At 39.1% G+C, this 16,811-nt stretch carries 12 protein-coding genes; 5 read left to right on the top strand and 7 right to left on the bottom strand.

Translation table 11 applies throughout. The features are described from left to right. Nucleotides 1-88 precede the first annotated feature (88 nt). Nucleotides 89-973, bottom strand: a complete 885-nt coding sequence (gene era, locus RM539_RS03230) for a GTPase Era (RefSeq protein ID WP_311501997.1) — start codon at nt 971-973, stop codon at nt 89-91. Between the two features lie 363 nt (nt 974-1,336). On the opposite strand from era, the gene RM539_RS03225 reads away from it, so the two are divergent. Beyond that, a complete protein-coding gene (locus tag RM539_RS03225) occupies nt 1,337-2,878 on the top strand; it encodes a SulP family inorganic anion transporter (protein ID WP_311501996.1) in 1,542 nt (513 codons plus the stop codon). 150 nt (nt 2,879-3,028) lie between these two features. Here RM539_RS03225 and RM539_RS03220 read toward each other — a convergent pair whose 3' ends face one another. The 3 genes from RM539_RS03220 to RM539_RS03210 form a co-directional block, all read right to left on the bottom strand. Further along, nucleotides 3,029-4,369, bottom strand: a complete 1,341-nt coding sequence (locus RM539_RS03220) for a Gfo/Idh/MocA family protein (protein ID WP_311501995.1) — start codon at nt 4,367-4,369, stop codon at nt 3,029-3,031. A 9-nt stretch (nt 4,370-4,378) separates the two neighbouring features. Next, nucleotides 4,379-5,758 carry a 3-keto-disaccharide hydrolase gene (locus RM539_RS03215; protein WP_311501994.1) on the bottom strand — a complete coding sequence of 460 codons (1,380 nt, stop codon included), beginning with the start codon at nt 5,756-5,758 and terminating at the stop codon, nt 4,379-4,381. Between the two features lie 140 nt (nt 5,759-5,898). After that, nucleotides 5,899-6,297, bottom strand: a complete 399-nt coding sequence (locus RM539_RS03210; protein ID WP_311501993.1) for a VOC family protein — start codon at nt 6,295-6,297, stop codon at nt 5,899-5,901. A gap of 164 nt (nt 6,298-6,461) precedes the next feature. On the opposite strand from RM539_RS03210, the gene RM539_RS03205 reads away from it, so the two are divergent. Next, on the top strand, nt 6,462-7,895 hold the full coding sequence (locus RM539_RS03205) for a TonB-dependent receptor (RefSeq protein ID WP_311501992.1): 1,434 nt from the start codon (nt 6,462-6,464) through the stop codon (nt 7,893-7,895). Between the two features lie 202 nt (nt 7,896-8,097). On the opposite strand, the gene RM539_RS03200 is transcribed toward RM539_RS03205, so the two are convergent. Both RM539_RS03200 and RM539_RS03195 read right to left on the bottom strand, forming a co-directional pair. After that, nucleotides 8,098-10,044, bottom strand: coding sequence for a M1 family metallopeptidase (locus RM539_RS03200; RefSeq protein ID WP_311501991.1), 1,947 nt, complete (start codon nt 10,042-10,044; stop codon nt 8,098-8,100). Between the two features lie 72 nt (nt 10,045-10,116). Then, on the bottom strand, nt 10,117-10,569 hold the full coding sequence (locus RM539_RS03195; protein ID WP_311501990.1) for an RNA methyltransferase: 453 nt from the start codon (nt 10,567-10,569) through the stop codon (nt 10,117-10,119). A 296-nt stretch (nt 10,570-10,865) separates the two neighbouring features. On the opposite strand from RM539_RS03195, the gene RM539_RS03190 reads away from it, so the two are divergent. Then, complete coding sequence (locus RM539_RS03190; RefSeq protein WP_311501989.1) at nt 10,866-13,283, top strand: glycoside hydrolase family 31 protein; 2,418 nt, start codon at nt 10,866-10,868, stop codon at nt 13,281-13,283. Nucleotides 13,284-13,375: 92 nt separating this feature from the next. On the opposite strand, the gene RM539_RS03185 is transcribed toward RM539_RS03190, so the two are convergent. Further along, nucleotides 13,376-14,017 (bottom strand): DUF4403 family protein, encoded by a 642-nt coding sequence (locus RM539_RS03185; RefSeq protein WP_311501988.1) that lies wholly within the window; start codon nt 14,015-14,017, stop codon nt 13,376-13,378. Nucleotides 14,018-14,362: 345 nt separating this feature from the next. On the opposite strand from RM539_RS03185, the gene RM539_RS03180 reads away from it, so the two are divergent. Together RM539_RS03180 and RM539_RS03175 are read left to right on the top strand one after the other, a co-directional pair. Then, a complete protein-coding gene (locus RM539_RS03180; protein ID WP_311501987.1) occupies nt 14,363-15,505 on the top strand; it encodes a sensor histidine kinase in 1,143 nt (380 codons plus the stop codon). 135 nt (nt 15,506-15,640) lie between these two features. Continuing rightward, nucleotides 15,641-16,408, top strand: coding sequence for an XRE family transcriptional regulator (locus RM539_RS03175; protein ID WP_311501986.1), 768 nt, complete (start codon nt 15,641-15,643; stop codon nt 16,406-16,408). The last annotated feature ends 403 nt before the right edge of the window (nt 16,409-16,811 follow it).

Genomic DNA, 16,811 nt, shown 5'->3' with positions numbered 1-16,811 from the left:
TCAGAAATACAGCACAACTTCAAATAATCATCTTCAGGAAACTTTTTGATGCTATGTAAAGTTATAAGTGTTTAATAAAAGCCTACACCTAATCTTTGCTATAGCCGAATCTTTTTAACTGACTGCTGTTACTACGCCAGTTCTTGTTCACTTTTACATAAAGCTCAACATGTACCTGCTTTCCAAAGAATTTTTCCAGGTCTTTACGTGCCTCCACGCCCACTCTTTTTAAAGCAGAACCTTTATGCCCAATAATAATTCCTTTTTGAGTTTCCCGCTCCACCATGATCACACTGCGCATCCTGATAATCTCTTCTTCTTCAAAAAATTCCTGGGTGTCGATTTCTACACTGTAAGGGATTTCCTTTTTGTAATGCATCAGGATTTTTTCCCTGATGATCTCGTTTACAAAAAAACGTTCCGGCTTATCTGTAAGTGCATCCTTTGGATAAAATGAAGGACCTTCTGGCAGTAGTTCTATAATACGGCTGAATACTTCGGAAACATTAAAGCCCTGTAATGCTGATATTGGATATATTTCAGCATTGGGTACTTTTTCCTTCCACAATTGCACCTGTTCTTCCAGCTGCTCCTGATTGGAAGTATCTATTTTGTTCAGCAGCAATAGAACAGGAATTTCAGCATGAATAATTTTATTGAAGAATGCCTCATCTTTAAGAGCCTGCTCTCCAATTTCCACCATATAGACAAGTACATCGGCATCTTCAAAAGCAGATTTTACAAAATCCATCATCGATTGCTGCAGTTGGTACGCAGGTTTGATAATTCCGGGAGTATCGCTCAAAATCACCTGAAAGTCTTCTCCATTAACAATTCCCAGAATCCGGTGACGGGTAGTTTGCGCCTTGGAAGTAATAATGGATAGCCTTTCCCCTACAAATGCATTCATCAGGGTGGATTTACCCACATTTGGATTCCCGATGATATTTACAAAACCGGCTTTATGTGCCATAACTGAAATTTTCTACAAAGGTATTTTATTTAATTCCGCCTTCCTAACATTTTTAATCTTCAAAACTTACGGTTAATTACAGTTTCCGTAAATTTAAAAAATCTTAAGCTAATTGATTATCAAACCATTAAAGCAGACCTCAGTTTTTCGTTAATGTGCTAAAAATAAACAGGTAACTGCGCCGGGGCTTTGCTATTAAATAAAATTATCTAATTTTGCCGGCTCTTATGAAAAACAGAAGAACTTTAATATCATCTCCTGTTACTCCGCCATAAAAACCGGAACTCAACCGCCTATCCTTCAATTTCAGAATTTTAGTTGAAAGAAATTTTTCTTTTACACCACCATTTTAAATAGTTCATTATGACAAAGATTTTTAATCTTTTCGATTTTAAACAAAAAGTAGATTATAAGACAGAAATTCTCGCCGGATTAACCGTTGCCCTGGCACTTATTCCTGAAGCTGTTGCCTTTGCCTTTATTGCCGGGCTCTCCCCACTTACAGGTTTATATGCGGCTTTTGTAATGGGATTGATAACTTCAATTTTAGGAGGCCGCCCCGGGATGATTTCCGGTGCTACAGGAGCAGTGGCAGTAGTTATTGTTGGACTTTCTGTTACTCATGGTCCCGAATATATTTTCGCAACCGTTATCCTGGCAGGAATGATTCAAATTCTGGCGGGGGTGCTTCGTCTTGGTAAACTTATTCGGCTTGTCCCACATTCCGTGATTTTTGGTTTTGTAAATGGGTTAGCCATTATTATTTTTATGTCACAGCTGGCCCAGTTTAAAACGCTTAATGCTGCCGGAGAAATGGTATGGATGACGGGCCCGCCGCTTTGGACATTCCTGGGTCTTGTATTAACCGCAATGGTTATTATTTGGGGACTGCCGAAGCTTACCAAGGTATTTCCTTCTTCCTTAGCGGCAATTTTAGTAGTCTTTGGAATTGTAGTGGCTTTAGGCGTAGATACTAAAAGCGTGGGAGATATGGCTTCGATAAGCGGTGGTTTTCCTCCTTTTCACCTTCCCGAAGTTCCATTTTCCTGGGATACGCTTCAACTTATATTCCCTTATGCCGCCATTATGGCCGGAGTGGGTTTAATTGAAAGCCTATTAACGCTTAATATTATAGATGAAATCACCGAAACCCGTGGCCGTGGCAATAAAGAATGTGTGGCCCAGGGCACGGCAAATATGCTTTCAGGGCTTTTTTCCGGGATGGGAGGTTGCGCCATGCTTGGCCAAAGCCTTATCAACGTTTCTTCAGGAGCCAGGGCAAGATTATCTGGTATTGTGGCTGCGGTAATGCTGCTGGTTTTTATCATGTTTGGCGCCGATCTTATCGAAAAACTTCCTATGGCCGCGCTTACCGGAGTAATGATTATGGTAGCCGTAGGAACTTTTGAATGGGCCAGTTTAAAGACCTTCAGGAGAATGCCAAAATCTGATGTTTTGGTGATGGTCCTGGTAACGCTGGTAACTATCTTCCTTCACAACCTGGCATTGGCTGTGTTAGTCGGCGTAATCATTTCAGCACTGGTATTTGCCTGGGACAATGCAAAACGTATTCGTGCCAGAAAGCGTGTAGATGAAAACGGTGTAAAACATTATGAAATTTACGGTCCGCTTTTCTTCGGATCTGTGGCCGCCTTCAATGAAAAATTTGATATTCTTAATGACCCTAAAGAGGTAATTATCGATTTTTCTGAAAGCAGGATTGTAGATATGTCTGGGATAGAAGCTGTAAATAAGTTAACTGAAAGATATCTGAAGCAAGGCAAAAAACTGCATCTAAGGCATCTGAGTGAAGATTGCCGACAACTTCTGGAAAATGCAGATGCCATCATTGAAGTAAACGTATTAGAAGATCCACACTACAAAGTTGCAGTAGATAAATTGTAAATTTTAGAGCGGGTGATTAAATTGCCATAATCCATAGTTGTCACCTCGAGCGGAGTCAGAAGTCTCCTTTGAAGTTCCCGATTTCGCTCGAATGACCAACTATTTTTTGAGCAAACCGAATTTTCTACAAATACAGAAAGCTCAGGGTTTTCAAACTTCAGGCTTCCATCCATTCGCATATTCCCTGCCCCAAAACTTCATGGCATCACGGTTATACATGCGGCCTGTATTTTCATCAATTTCAAAACCTTTTCCTATACGGGAAGCAATATTTGCATAATGGACCATGGCCATGCTTACATTGGCATCATCAATAGGCGCATTGAGTTTTTCCTTGCCGCGAACGGCATCAAAAAAATTCATCATATGGGTAGTAGACATATCTCCACCGCCACCAAGGGCAGTACCGGCTTCATTAGATGCAGAGTTTCTTTCGCGCACTACATTGCCGCTCCTGTCTGTTAAAACATATTTTTCGCGATCAATAAAAACAGTGCCGTTACTTCCGTAAATTATGGTGCCCCGGCCTCCGCCGTAGGTATCATATCCATTACGGCTCTTGCCATCCCATTGAATTACTTTTTCTTCAGGAAAATTAAAAGTGGCTTCCATAGTATCGTACATTTCCCATCCATCTTCTAAAAAATGCCTTTTTGCGGCCTCTGTTCTTGCATAATTAGGAAAATCTACCTGCAGCGCCCACCGGGCAATATCCAGCTCATGTGTTGCATTATTGCCTGTCTCTGCAGTTCCATAATTCCAGCCATACCAGTGCCAGTTATAATCCCATGTTTCAGAAGTATATTCCCTCCTTGGCGCAGGTCCCTGCCATAATTCCCAATCCAGACCTGCGGGAACAGGTGCTTTTTGCTGAACCGGAACTTCTCCCCGGCTATTGGTATAAAAGGCAACTGCTTTATAAGGCCGGCCAATAATTCCATTATGGATTTCATTTATTATTTCTATGGTATGCGTAGAGGACCGCTGCTGATTTCCCATCTGGACCACACGCTTATATTTATCTGCAGCTTTCACCAGCATTTCGTTTTCCTCCATATTATGGCTGCTGGGCTTTTCCACATATACATGCTTGCCGGCTTTTATAGCCATAATCGAGCCGGGGGTATGCCAATGATCCGGAGTGGCATTAATTAAGATATCAACATCGGGATTATCTATAACTTTTCTAATATCATTTTCTAGTTTGGGAGTATAATCAATTACCTCTTTAAAATTCTGTAGTGCTTTTATACGCTGGCTTTCCATCACATCACACAGGTAAGCAAGTTCTACATTGCTTTCATTCCTGGCAATGGGATCGTAATATGCGCCCAAACGGCGCCCAAGTCCTGCAATACCCACTCTTAATCTTTCATTCGCACCAATTATGCGGCGATAGCTTTGTGCAGACATATTCATTGCAGAACCGGCAACAGTTAATCCTACCCCTCCAAGACCTGCTTTTTTAATAAAATTTCTTCTTGTTGTCATCTTTGGAATTTACAGCGATTTGATTTTAATATTTCTGAAAGCAACGCGATTTCCATGATCCTGAAGCAGAATGTGTCCTTCTTCAGCTTCCCCGAAGTTTGGCCATTTATCATATTTACTTTCGGATACCAGTTTTCTGTAATTCTCGCTTTTTCTTTCATATTCCAGCACCTTTACACCATTAAGCCAGTGCTCTACATGGTTATCTTTGGAAACAATACGTGCAGTATTCCATTCCCCAACAGGATTTATAGGTTTATCCGGGCTTGCTTCAATAAGATCATAAAGGGAAGCAACAGTTCGGCTGCCTTCATGGTTTCCCAACTTTGCATCAGGATGGCGCTCATCATCAAGTATCTGATATTCCAGCCCAATAGAAGAGCCCGGGCCTTTATTAATATCAGTATCCACATAATATTTTATCCCACTGTTGGCACCTTCAGTGATTTTAAAATCTGCCTTCAATTCAAAATCGCCGTAAACTTCTTTGGTCACAATATCTCCTCCCGCAGCAGACTCCTCTCCTCCGGAAGCCAGAACAACCAGGTTACCGTCTTCTATTTCCCAGCCCTGCTCAGGGAATTCATCCAATCTCGCACCTCTCCATCCTGAAGTGGTTTCTCCATCCCAAAGCATCTCCCAGCCATTATTCCTTTCATCCATGGTAAGATTGTTCCTTGTGACCACAGGTTCCAGGGGAGTATCTTTCGAATATTTTGAAAGACTGTCGGTTAAAATCCTGATGTTTTTCCACATCACTTCTTTTCCCTCTTCCTCTTCATCTCCAATGCTGTGCACCTGAAGTGCAATAAAACCTTCGCCGGTTTCATCATCGATAAGATGAGAAGCAGGCACTTCGTTTATCCAGGTCTTTATGGTATCGCCTATTGCTTCTACACGATAGGTATTCCATTCATTTTGATTAAAAGCTTGCTGGGCCTCAGGATTATTTTCCAATGTATTTAACCAGCCGCGCCTGGCTTCATCATAAATTCCTGCACTGTAAGCACGTGGTGAGGGATCTATTTCTATTTGATAGCCATGTACGCGCCCATTTTGATAATAGGGAAAACTATTGCTTCTAATTTGGATGCCGGAATTCATGGTAGAATCTACTTTAAAATCCACTTCCATGATAAAGTCATCGTACATCTTATTTGTTGTAAGGAAAGTATTTGGAGTATTTCTAACCGTGGAACCCACGATGGCTCCGTCCTTCACCTCATAATTGGCTTCACCTCCTTTTTTGGTCCAGCCCTCCAGGCCTTCCCCGTCAAAAAGATTTACCCAGGGAGTATCGTCCTCTTTTTCTTCTCCACAACTAAAAATAAATAATGTGATAATAAACAGGCTTGTATAAGCCAACAAACCTTTAGCTTTTGAAATCATTTGTTCCATTTTCAATAAAAATATATATGTTTTACTAACTGAAAACCAAAAGATACATTAATTTTTTAAAATGTCAAGAACACCGGGAGAGCCGGAGGTGTGAATTGAAAAATAATTGAAGATTAAGGCAAACATTTGTTTTACTTTAAACCACCATCATTTACTTCAATCCAATAACCATCGGGATCCTGAAGATAAATCTGTTTCACGCCATCTGGCCTGGTATTGGTGGTGCCGGCTTCTCCTGCCCAGTTCTCAAAATGAATATCTCTGGATTTCAGAAAATTCATAAACTTCTTCAAATTGGTGGTATTCAGGGCAAAATGTACCCCTTTGTTCTTATCAACCTCTTCTTTTCCTTCAATAAGATGAATCTGCACCTTGTTATCCAGCTGAAACCACGTGATATGCTTTGGAAGCCCACCATTCGGGATCTCCCTCAGCTGAAGTATTTCTGAATAAAATTCCGTTGAAATATCCAGGTTTTTAACAATTATAGCATCATGGTCCTTTTTTAACTTGAATTTCTTATCATTCATAAATTTGATCTGGTATTAATTGAACATTTCTTTAAAGATAGAAAATGATAAGCCCGTCAGGGAAATTTCAGTTATTTAAAACCTCAAAAGACATTAGTAAATCCTTAATAGGCATAACTACCTATTAAAAAATATTATTCCTACTTTTATGAGAAAGAAAAAATATGGCTGTAGACGTTGATAAAGAAAGAGAATTCAGGGATACCGTTTCTGTTGAAAATAAAGCCTTAAGATTAAATCTTAATGAAAATATATATGGCACTTTTGCTGAAATTGGTGCAGGCCAGGAAACAGTAAGGAACTTCTTCCGGGCCAAAAATCCTTCCGGCACCATTGCAAAAACCCTAAGTGCCTATGATAAAGATTTTAGCGATGCCATTTACGGGATTGGAGAGAATAAAAGGTATGTTACTGAAGCAAGATTAAAAAACATGCTTGCTTATGAAACGGGATTAATAGAGCAACGTATTACCCGTAATCGCCATCCGAACAAACTCTTTTTTAGCTATGCCAATACCGTGGCAACCATAGATTTCGCCAAAAAATATAAAGGCCACGGTTGGTTAGGTATCAGATTCCAGACCAAACCAAAAGAGGATTATAGTGAAATTATAATCCATGTACAGCTTCATGAAAATAATGCAGCCAAACAACAGATAAGCCTTGGTATATTAGGGGTAAATCTTATTTATGGGGCATATTATTTTCATGATGACCCCGTGCACCTGGTTAACCGGTTGTATGACCACCTGAACTCCCATAAAATTGAAATCGATATGATCAATTTTACGGGACCTGCTTTTAAAGATGTGGATAATCGCCTTATGAGCCTTCATCTGGTAAAAACCGGAAAAACGGATGCTGTAATGTTTGCCCCGGATGGCAACAATGTACTGCCGGCAGATTTACTCTATAAAAAGAATATCCTTACACTTAGGGGAAGTTTCAGGCCTGTTACAAAGGTAAACCTCAACATGTTTGAGCAATCCCTGGAACTATTCAAAAAAGAAAATAAAGTAGATGAAGAGCGGATTCTGGCAATTTTTGAGATCACCCTTTTCAACCTTAAAAATGAGGGCGAAATAGATGAAAAAGATTTCCTGGATCGTGCAGATTTACTCTGCTCCCTGGGACAGACGGTAATGATTTCCAATTTTCAGGAATATTACAAGGTGGTGGAGTATTTTTCCTCGTTTACCCGGGAGCGTATGGGACTAACTATGGGCGTTAGTACTTTTATTGAAGTTTTTAAAGAGGAATATTATAACCATTTAAGCGGTGGAATTCTGGAAGCATTTGGCAAATTATTCTTTAAAAGCCTTAAGATTTATCTACAGCCTCAGAAAAACGCCAAAACCGGAGAAATAATTACCAGTGAAAACCTTGAAGTTGAACCACGGATGAAAGAACTTTATCGCTTTTTTAAGGATAACGGCCGGGTGGTTGACATAGAAGGTTACGATCCTCACATTCTCGAGATTAATTCCAGGAAAGTATTTGAAATGATAAGAGAAGGCCAGCCAGGATGGGAAAATGCCGTAGCTGAAGATACTGCCAGGCTTATTAAAGAATACAATATGTTCAGGAAAAAGGAATAAAAAAACCGGCTTTAATTTGCCGGTTTTTAGTTTTTAATCAAAATAAACATGTATATCCTTTTTCTCTCCTATAATTTCTTTCGTCACCCTGAATTTATTTCAGGGTCTCAATAATGCAGTGATTCGCATTGAAATGAGATTCTGAAACAAGTTCAGAATGACATCATTTTTCAGTTTAGGATACTTTACGGACAAACAAAAATTAATTATTGTAAATATTCTTTGGCCACACATCATTTGAGAAATTAATATCCGGGATAATTTTATCAGGATCCAGCTCCACTTTATTTAAAGTTTTTTCTGTTTCTAAAAGATGGCTCCAGGTATCGCCACGCTGCCAGATCTCAACCGGCAATCTTAAATTTTCAGTGCTGCCGTTTTCAAAAGTCAGCTTCAATTCCACCGGCATTGGTATGTCTCCTTTATTGGAAAGTTCAATGATGTAATTCCCATCCTCTTCCTGTACATCTTCCAGGGCAATGTCAATATTCCCGGTTCCGTAAAACCAGCCTTTCCAAAACCACGACAGGTTTTCTCCGGCTACATTTTCCATATGATTAAAGAAATCTGCCGGTTGCGGATGTTTATAGGCCCAGGTTTCAATATAAGACCGGAAAGCATTATCAAAACGCTCATGGCCCAGAATATATTCCCGAAGTAACAGTAATCCTATGGCTGGTTTGTAATATGCCGTCATTCCAAGATTTTTCAAGTTGGTAGCATCTGGGTATGTATTTATCCCTTCGCGGGTGGAACTGGTAAACCATCCAACCATTCGTCTCGTTTGATCAAGGCTTGAAGCATACTCACCGTTATTGAAGTTTTTTGTACTGTAATGGTTGATAAAGGTGTTAAAACCTTCATCCATCCAGGCATACCTCCTTTCATTACTGCCAACAATCATCGGGAACCAGTTATGGCCAAATTCGTGATCGGTTACGCCCCATAAAGATTCGCCCTCAGCCTGCCATCCGCAGAAACTTACGCCTGGATATTCCATTCCGCCTACGGCCGCGGCCACGTTTACCGCCACAGGATAAGGATATTCATACCACATATTGGAATAATGCTCTATTGACGCCTTGGTATATTCGGTTGAACGCCCCCAGGCATCATTGCCTGCACTCTCTTCCGGATAAACAGATTGAGCCATGGCCGTATTTCCACCGGGAAGATTAATTTTGGCAGCATCCCAGATAAATGCTTTTGAAGAGGCGAAGGCAATATCCCGTGTATTTTCCATTTTAAAGTGCCAGGTAAGCATCCCTTCTTTTTTGGCCCTTATTGACAAATCATTAACTTCATTCGGTTTAACAATAAAGACAGTAGAATCACTTTTGGAAGCCCTTTCCATCCTGTCCCGCATAGTTGAAGAAAGCACCTGCCGCGGATTCTGCAATTCTCCCGATCCCACTACAATATGATCGTAAGGAGCAGTTATCTCATAGTCATAATTGCCGTAGTCCAGGTAAAATTCTCCCGCTCCCAAATAGGGTTCAATGTTCCAGCCATCAACATCATCATAAACCGCAGCACGAGGGTACCATTGAGCCATGGCGTAAATTGTTCCATCTTTCACATCCAGACGTCCCATGCGGTCCATTCCTTTTACAGGAATGTTATATTCAAAATCCATTGAAATTGTAGCCGTTCCACCATTTGCGCGTATTGGTTTCTCAAAAAACACCTGCATGCGGGTATCATTAACTATATAATGGGAAGAAGTGCTGCGTTTTACCTTTGCTTCCAAATTGCTGATTTTGTATCCTCCATCCACATCTCCATTGTAGCGATTTCCACTAATTGGAGTAGTTAGGGTTCCACGGGAATCTGGAGTAAACCTGTTCTGTTCAAGGTGCATCCAGATGAAATCCAGGTCTTGCGGACTGTTATTGGTATACGTTAATACCACATTTCCCGAAATATTGTGAGTTTCATCATCCAGAGTGACTTTAATCTCATAATCGGTTTCATTTTGCCAATATTTTTCTCCCGGTTCTCCGGAAGCAGAACGGAATCGGTTGCCGCTGCGGTCCATAAATTCGTCGAAATTGGACTGGTTGTTTTCTTTAACTTCCTGTCCATAGCTGCTGTAGCCAAAAGTACATATTAGCATTAGTACCACGGCAGTTCGTGAAAATAGCTTCATTATAAAAATTTTAGTTTAAGTCCGGCTAAATTACGGAATAGAAGAGAAAAAAAGCAGGAGCAACGACAGGAATTACATTTTCACGCCTCTGTCATACATAATAATACTTCCGGCTACAGATACATTAAGGCTAAGGGTAGATTTGAATTTTACCAGATAATGTGCTTTCTGAATAGCCTTTTTTGATAATCCGTGGTCTTCAGCACCCAGCAAGTACACGCAACGGCGCGGATGGATAAATTTTTCAAGAGGCTCAGCTTCTTCATTAAGTTCTACGCCTACCAGCATCGCAGCTTTGGGAAGGTGAGCGTAAAAATCTTCAAAGGTTTTATAATGAAAATAAGGCATTGCACCCACAGCTTTATGGGTATCACAGGCTTGTTTTGCATAGCGGTTGCCAATGGTAAAGATGAAGCTTGCACCCATGTTTTGGGCAGATCGCCATAAAACTCCCAAATTTTCAGGAGTTTTTCCATTCTGAATACCAATCCCAAAAAATCCCTGCTCAAGATTATCTGTTTTCATACTGCAAAAATATGCTACCTTCAGAAGAATAAAAAATACATGAAAATTGGAAATTTATGTCTCCACAAAATATATCTCCACCTAAAAATTATATAGCCAAAGAACATCAGAAGAAGATGTGCAACAGTAAAAAGCACAAACCTCTAATAAATTTAAACATCATCAACAATCAGCTAATATTATAGTCTGCTGTAAATCATATGCATTCAAACATTATCTTTGACGCTTAACTTCATTTGGAAGAATTAGAGTCCACGGCAACTAATTCAATGATTTAGTACCTAATATTTCATTTTATGATCACAAGTACCGAACCGGAAACCAAAGGAAATTTTTTCCCCGGCCACATAGAAACCTTTAGGTTTGATGGCAATTCAGTCACCTTTACTACTAAAAATAATGTACTTCTTAAAATTGATGTGCTAAGAGACAGCATCCTGCGCTTCAGGTACGGAACCGACGGGATTTTTGAAAATGATTTCTCCTACGCCATAGATAAAGAAACCATACATGGTTTCAACAAATTTGAAATTCAGGAGAATACTTCACATATTACTATTATCACCAGCAAGATCAAGTGCAGGATCTCTACTGCAGATTTAAAAATTGGCATTTATGACCTTCAGAATAAATTAATTCTTGATGATGAAGCTGGTTTCCACTGGGAAGAAAATTTCGAATTTGGCGGAAATTACGTGAAAATGTCTAAAAACTCCATAGACGGCGAGAATTTTTACGGGCTTGGTGACAAACCCACCAGTTTCAATTTAAAAGGGCGAAAACTCAGTTTGTGGAATACTGATCAATTTGCATACACTAAAGATCTGGACGAATTATATAAGGCGGTTCCTTTTTATGTAGGCCTTCACAATAATACTGCCTACGGAATTTTTTTTGACAACAGTTTTCGCACACATTTTGACTTTTGTAATGAAAAAAGGAATGAAGTAAAATTCTGGGCTGAAGGTGGAGAAATGAATTATTATTTTATCTATGGACCCCAGATAGCCGATGTGGTTTCCTCCTACACCCATCTTACCGGCACCCCGGATATGCCCCCAATGTGGGCACTTGGTTACCATCAAAGCAAATGGAGTTATTTTCCGGAAGAAAGGGTAAAAGAAATCACTGGAACTTTTAGAAAACTTGGCTTTCCCTGTGATGCTATTTATCTAGACATAGATTATATGGATGAATTTAGATGCTTTACCTGGAACAGGGAGCATTTTCCAAATCCGAAGGAAATGATCCGGGCACTGGAAGCAAACGGTTTTAAAACAGTGGCTATAATAGACCCGGGCATCAGGATAGATACAGATTACGGGGTTTATAGGGAAGCCCTGGATAACGACTATTTCTGCAAACGTGCCGATGGCCCTTATATGCGGGGAAAGGTATGGCCCGGGCAATGCTATTTCCCCGAATTTACAAATCCGGAAGTACGGGCATGGTGGGCAGATTTATTTAAGGAACTGGTGGGCGAAATGGGGATAAAAGGTATATGGAACGATATGAATGAGCCGGCAGTTATGGAAGTACCGGGAAGAACTTTTCCCATGGATGTGCGGCACGATTACGATGGAAATGCCTGCAGCCATAGAAAAGCCCATAATGTTTACGGGATGCAAATGGCCAGAGCAACCTATGATGGGGTACGAAAATATGCTTTCCCAAAACGACCTTTTATAATGACGCGGGCCAATTATGCCGGCGGACAGCGATATACATCTACCTGGACAGGAGATAATGTAGCTACCTGGGAACATTTGTGGCTCGCAAATACGCAGGTACAGCGCCTGTGCATTAGCGGCATGAGCTTTACCGGTAGCGATATTGGTGGTTTTGCTGAACAACCTTCAGGAGAGTTGTTTACCCGTTGGATCCAGTTGGGAATTTTTCATCCCTTCTGCCGTGTGCATTCTTCAGGAGATCATGGAAACCAGGAACCATGGTCTTTTGGAGAGGAAGTTTTAAATATTACCCGGGAATTTGTAAAATTGAGATACCAGCTTTTGCCCTACCTTTATACAGCATTTTATCAATATGTAGAGGAAGGAATTCCCATTTTGAAACCATTGGTCTACTTTGACCAGGAAGATGTACAAACACATTACCGCTCTGATGAGTTTATCTTTGGAAATCAAATTCTGGCATGTCCTGTTCAGGATGCAAATGCTTTAGGTAGGCGGGTATATTTTCCAAAAGGCCGCTGGTATAATTTCTGGAACGATGAGGTTATGCCAGGCGGTAAGGAATGGTGGGTGGATGCTCCCCTGGAAAAATCCCCCATTTTTGTAAAAGAAGGTGCTATTATCCCAAAATTTCCTGTACAGCAATATGTGGATGAAATTGAGCTGAAAGAATTATATCTGGATATTTATTTTAAAACAGGGACCGAGACTTCAGTGCTATATGAAGATGCCCATGACGGATACGATCACAAAAAAGGCAGATATAGCCTGAAAACTTTTAAATTTAGAGGTAGGTCCAATGAAGTTATTATCCAACAGCACAAAGACGGAAAATACCTCACTACTTATGAGCACCTGCAGCTAAGATTTCACGGTTTACCTTTTAAAATAGTTCAGGCCTTTATAGACAATGAAGAAGTGAACTTAACCGAGCTGGAATATGACCCAGATTATTCCACGCTTAAGATCCCTAAAAAATTTGATTTACTTCACCTGATCTCTCAAGTAGACGCCAGACGGTGAGCAATACCGTAGGGCAGGTAAGACATAGAAAGTAGAATTTTCAGCTTTAGATATCAGATATTATACTTTGAGGTTTCCGCATTTGAAATGATCTAAGAGGAAAATTCCTTAAGATCCAGTTCGTCAATAGACACAAGGGCTTCTGCTTTAAGGTCAACACGAACAAGAAGAAATCCGCTGCCGGGAAATACACTTTCTATTCTAAAATCTTCAAGAGCACCATTAATAAAAATACCCTTTCGTGGCTCCACTCCGGAACTAATCTTCTTATTTATTTTTTCCAGCTGTTCTTTAACGAGCGGGCGTAAATCAAATTTCATTTTCTTTTTAAGTTTTCCATAAAGTACATTGTTTACCATTTTTTCAATAAAATTGTTCATAAGCCAGTTCTCGGTATCTCCTTCCAAATGATAATTCCGGATTCCGATCTCCTGCGTTTCTTCTAAAAATTCCAGAGCAAGATCCATTTCTAATCTTCCTACTTTATTTTTGAATAAGGTGGTAAGGGTTCTAAATTTTAGATTTACTGCAAAATTAAATTCTTCCTTCAGGCTTTCACCAAAACTTATATCCAGTATTTCAGCATAATTCGTGGTTTCTCCATTTTCATTTATGGTACCAATTTTTTCCCCTATAGCCCTCTCCCTGAGAATATCTTCCAGCACATCATATTGCACCTTAAGAGGAAGTTGAATAATAATATTTCCAGGAACTATGTTTTCTGCTTCTTTCATTGCCTTCTTGTTCTTGGACTAAATTAGCCATTTTCATCCTCTTTATTCCTAAAGCAATTTTAAAAGTCATTACTGTTTTGTTTTTATCGAAGGAAATTGATCTATTGGAGGAAATTTCTGAAAATCTTAAAATAGTTTTAATTTTTCTCTTCAACTTAAATTAAGTATTGTGAACTATAAGTAAATCCTTCAAACTAATTTTTCAAAATCTGGAAGTGTAAATATTACCATCTATGTGATTTTTAGCATGGTTAAACGAATTATAATGTTATAAATAAACTCTTCAGCTATATAATAATTTCAATATTAATAAATATTTTTGCAGCCAAAAATTTGTTAATAAAAATGAAAAAGGCCGCAGGTGTTATTCATAAAAGTCAACAGGAAATCATGAATTCCTGGGAGGAAGCTGTTAATGCAGAAATTGAAGAATCCCCCATTAGCAGCAAACTTGCCTTACGGAATCAATTACCTCATGTACTGGAAGATGTTGCCAAAATCATGAACAGGTATGATGATTTTGAACAGGTAAAAAAGAATGAAAATTATGAGGAAATAATTAACAATAGCATAGCCCATGGTCGGCACCGGGCATCTACTCCAAAATATACCGTAAAAAGAATACTCCAGGAATATATAATATTTCACAGGACACTTACTCACTTTCTGCAAAAACATGATGCATATACAACTGAAGTAGGTATTCTGCTAAAATACACTTTGGAAACAGCAATGTTAAGCTCAGCGGCTTCCTTTACAGATTCACTACAGGAAATGAGGAATAAACTGGTAGGAACCCTGGCTCATGATGTACGAAATCCTATGATGGCTGCTTATTTGGCCACAGAAATGATGAATCATGAGGACGGAGAGGAAAAACTAAAAAAACTTCAAAAACTAAGCCTGAGAAGTTTAAAGAAATCCCTTGATCTTATGGAGGGCTTGCTTGATGCCATGTCTGTAAAAGCAGGAGAAGGAATAACATTGGATTTTACCGAAACCAACCTTATGCAGGATGTTGAATGGGTATATTCAGAAGCCTCTGAAATTTATTCCAATGAAATCCAGCTGAATACTAGTAGCCATGAGATCCATGGCGTATTTGACGGAACGGCAGTAAGAAGAATTTTAGAAAATCTCGTTTCCAATGCCGTTAAGCACGGCCGAAGAAATTCACCTGTTACCATAAATGTAAAGGATTCTACAGAAAAGGTAAGAATAAATGTTCACAACCTGGGAAATCCAATTCCACTTGATAAGCAGGAAGGAATTTTTAGATTTCTCAATACCAGCAAGCAAGAAAAATCAGGAAGATTAAAAAGCTGGGGAATGGGATTAACTTTAATAAAAACAGTGGCTGAGGCGCATGGTGGAAATGTTGAGCTTGAAAGTAATAAGGCGGAAGGAACTACTTTCACAATAATCCTGGATAAAAATAAGAACAGGCCGGGCAAAATACGCTCCAGGTTAAACTTCAGTGAGAATTAGAAGAGAATGGCAAATATCTTCTATCTAATCTAAAACCTCCAAAATGAAGTTTAGCATTTTAACACATGTTTAACTATGTCAGGTAAAATTAGACCTACCTTATAACTTCTACTCATATGATTTAAACAACCCTAAATGACGGACCGGATTGAGATTGCAAGGAGAATAAAAGATTTACGTGCTAAGATGGATTTCCCTCAATCTTTTGTAGCGCAAAAGCTTTTTGTCTCCCAGTCTGCCTACTCACTTATGGAAAATGCACAAAATGGTATTAACTCAGAGCACCTTTTGAGGTTATCTAAATTATTTAGTGTGACAGCCGACTTTCTTTTATCCGGAAATAACAAATTAATAGAGATGAATTACAAAAATGGCTTTATTCCCCTGATCAATGCCCGAACTCATGCCGGATTTCTAAAGAACATGCATAAGGAGGATGTAATGGATGATTTTGAATATTACAGAGTCCCTGGATTTAACCCTACGAAAGACAGTTATTTAATAGAAAATGAAGGAAGTAGCATGGAGCCTACGGTTATGTCTGGCGACATTCTTATTTGCCAAACCCAGCATAAACTGGAGCGTGTTTTAGACGGATCTATTGTTATTCTGGTAACTAAAGATGCTATTTTAACCAAGCGTATTTATAAACATGATGATGATGAATACTTTTGGACAGAGAGCGATAATCCCAATGAAGAACGAAAAAAAGAAATTAAAAAGCGCGATATTGATCAGCTTTTAATGGTAATGGGCAAAGTGAGTAATGTATTGATTCCTCATCGTGAAATGGCTTTTAAGGGAAAGATGCAATTTTTTGAAGAATCTTTAGGTGCATTGAGCAAAGAAGTTTATCAGCTAAACAAGAAGCTGAACAAGCTTAAGCCGAGCCATAAGAATTAAAACTTAGCCTATTATATATAAAATTCAGAAGATAAGGAATAATGCAATCCATAATCTTTAGCTCCAAAATAAAATTTTTGGAAGTCAGTTCAGAGGAGTAAAAAAATGTAGAATACTTTCTATACAGATTGACCACAATTTTTGCTTAAACACAACAATTAGGCTTGATCCTGATCCATCCTTGATCCGCTTGATCCGTTATTCTGTACCTATTCTGTACTATCTCAAATAAAAAAAGGCCTCACATTTCTGTGAAGCCTTGTCATTGCTAGTAGCGGGAACTGGACTCGAACCAGTGACCTTCGGGTTATGAGTTTTTGATACTAATATAATAAACTAGCACAATACCTTTGTATATCAATGATTTATAAGATAGATATTTAAATTTCATATCATTTAATAT

The organism is Autumnicola musiva (genome assembly GCF_031846585.1).
Classification (GTDB): Bacteria; Bacteroidota; Bacteroidia; order Flavobacteriales; family Flavobacteriaceae; genus Autumnicola; species Autumnicola musiva.
Note: the sequence above shows the minus strand (reverse complement) of the source record. Positions and strands in the feature narration are given on the sequence as shown.

Coding starts and splice junctions, on each gene's coding strand:
- RM539_RS03175 (WP_311501986.1), top strand. CDS start 15,641: ATGACGGACCGGATTGAGATTGCAAGGAGAATAAAAGATTTACGTGCT.
- RM539_RS03185 (WP_311501988.1), bottom strand. CDS start 14,017: ATGAAAGAAGCAGAAAACATAGTTCCTGGAAATATTATTATTCAACTT.
- RM539_RS03180 (WP_311501987.1), top strand. CDS start 14,363: ATGAAAAAGGCCGCAGGTGTTATTCATAAAAGTCAACAGGAAATCATG.
- RM539_RS03220 (WP_311501995.1), bottom strand. CDS start 4,369: ATGACAACAAGAAGAAATTTTATTAAAAAAGCAGGTCTTGGAGGGGTA.
- RM539_RS03205 (WP_311501992.1), top strand. CDS start 6,462: ATGGCTGTAGACGTTGATAAAGAAAGAGAATTCAGGGATACCGTTTCT.
- RM539_RS03195 (WP_311501990.1), bottom strand. CDS start 10,569: ATGAAAACAGATAATCTTGAGCAGGGATTTTTTGGGATTGGTATTCAG.
- RM539_RS03215 (WP_311501994.1), bottom strand. CDS start 5,758: ATGATTTCAAAAGCTAAAGGTTTGTTGGCTTATACAAGCCTGTTTATT.
- RM539_RS03225 (WP_311501996.1), top strand. CDS start 1,337: ATGACAAAGATTTTTAATCTTTTCGATTTTAAACAAAAAGTAGATTAT.
- RM539_RS03200 (WP_311501991.1), bottom strand. CDS start 10,044: ATGAAGCTATTTTCACGAACTGCCGTGGTACTAATGCTAATATGTACT.
- era (WP_311501997.1), bottom strand. CDS start 973: ATGGCACATAAAGCCGGTTTTGTAAATATCATCGGGAATCCAAATGTG.
- RM539_RS03210 (WP_311501993.1), bottom strand. CDS start 6,297: ATGAATGATAAGAAATTCAAGTTAAAAAAGGACCATGATGCTATAATT.
- RM539_RS03190 (WP_311501989.1), top strand. CDS start 10,866: ATGATCACAAGTACCGAACCGGAAACCAAAGGAAATTTTTTCCCCGGC.